This window comes from Roseomonas sp. TS2 (assembly GCF_058833935.1).
Genome location: NZ_JCACVY010000345.1, coordinates 1 through 1,511 on the forward strand (window position 1 = coordinate 1; position 1,511 = coordinate 1,511).

The window sequence follows — 1,511 nt, forward strand, 5'->3', positions numbered from 1 at the left end:
GGCCAGACATTGCCGGGCACCGGCATCAGCGGCTCCGCCCGGGTCGGCATGCCGAGGATGCGCTGGGTGGTCAGGCTGTCGGCCGGCACGGTGATCGGGTCGCCGGTGAAGGAGGAGGCGCAGGCGCCGAGGCCCAGCAGCAGCGCCAGCCCCGCCGGACGCGCCCAGGGGCCGGGCCTGCCGGGAGTCTTGCCACGTGAAAGCTGGGCCATCCGCCCCTCCTGAGACTGCGTTGCGGGAAAGATGCGCTCGCCCTGCCGCCCGCTCAAGTGCGGGGGCCTCAAGGGCGGGAGAGTTCCTTGGGGGTGGCGTTGGCGCGGGCGCTGTCCTGCTGCCCGGCATGGCGCAGCCCGGCGCGGAGATAGTCCCACCCCGTCAGCAGCGTCAGCGCGGCCGCCAGCCACAGCAGCAGCTCGCCCAGCGCGCCGATCGGCAGCAGGCCGAGGCCGAGGGCCCCGGCGCCGCTGTCGCCCGCCAGCAGCACGCCGAGGGCGGTCATCTGCACGCCGGTCTTCCACTTGGCCAGCCGCGTCACCGGCAGGCCGACGGCGAGGCCGGCGAGATACTCCCGCAGGCCCGAGACCAGGATCTCCCGCAGCATGATGACGATGGCCGGCAGCAGCCCGAGCAGCGAGAGCCGCCCGAGGCCGGCCAGCAGCATCAGCGCCGCCGCCACCAGCAGCTTGTCCGCGATCGGGTCCAGCATGCGGCCGAACGCGGAGGTGAGCTGCCGCTCGCGGGCGATCTTGCCGTCGAAATAGTCGGTGATGGCGGCGGCCGAGAACAGCGCGCAGGCCGCCACGTCGCCCCATGGCGTCTGCAGCGCCGCCAGCAGCACCAGCAGCGGCACCGCCACGATGCGGGCGAGGGTCAACAGGTTCGGCAGGTCGGTCGGCACAGTGTTCTCTTCCCGAGCTTTATCCCGCGGGGCGCCCCGGCGGCTTGCCCGATGTGTGCTTTCCCAAATTCGCCCCGCCCGCGCCAGGGTGGAAATGCTCATGGATGCGCGCCGCCATCGATGGACCGACGCCCGGGCAGTTGCCGAGATCCTCGAGGCCGGCCTGCCGCACCCCCCGCGCCGAGCCGAAATGGTTGAGCAGCCGCCGCTTCAGCGCGCTGCCCACGCCGGGGATTTCGTCCAGTTCGCTGCGGGTGATCGACTTGGAGCGGCCGGCCCGGTGGGTGGTGATGGCGAAGCGGTGCGCCTCGTCGCGCAGGCGTTGCAGGTAGTACAGCACCGGGTCGCGCGGCGGCAGCTGGAAGGGGGCGCGGCCGGCGCTGTGGAACCATTCCCGCCCCGCGTCGCGGTCCGGACCCTTGGCCACCGCGACCATCGGCAGATCCTCCAGCCCCAGCTCCGCCATCACCTCGCGCGCCGCCGAGAGCTGGCCGGCGCCGCCATCGATCAGCACCAGGTCGGGCCAGCCCTCGCCCTGGCGCTCCGGGTCCTCCTTCAGGGCACGGCCGAAGCGGCGCTCGAACACCTCGCGCATCATGGCGAAGTCGTCGCC

General features: G+C 73.1%; 2 protein-coding genes and 1 pseudogene. All 3 read right to left on the reverse strand.

Going from position 1 to position 1,511, the window contains the following annotated elements:
• Positions 1-212 (reverse strand): annotated as a pseudogene (locus ACZJYS_RS24265) (hypothetical protein); the annotation flags it as partial.
• Between the two features lie 68 nt (positions 213-280).
• The gene (gene pgsA / locus ACZJYS_RS24270; RefSeq protein ID WP_493180639.1) at positions 281-898 is read right to left on the reverse strand and encodes a CDP-diacylglycerol--glycerol-3-phosphate 3-phosphatidyltransferase; all 618 of its coding nucleotides are present in this window, start codon (positions 896-898) and stop codon (positions 281-283) included.
• Positions 899-917: 19 nt separating this feature from the next.
• On the reverse strand, positions 918-1,511 hold a 594-nt coding region (locus ACZJYS_RS24275), incomplete at its 5' end, for a helix-hairpin-helix domain-containing protein (RefSeq protein ID WP_493180640.1).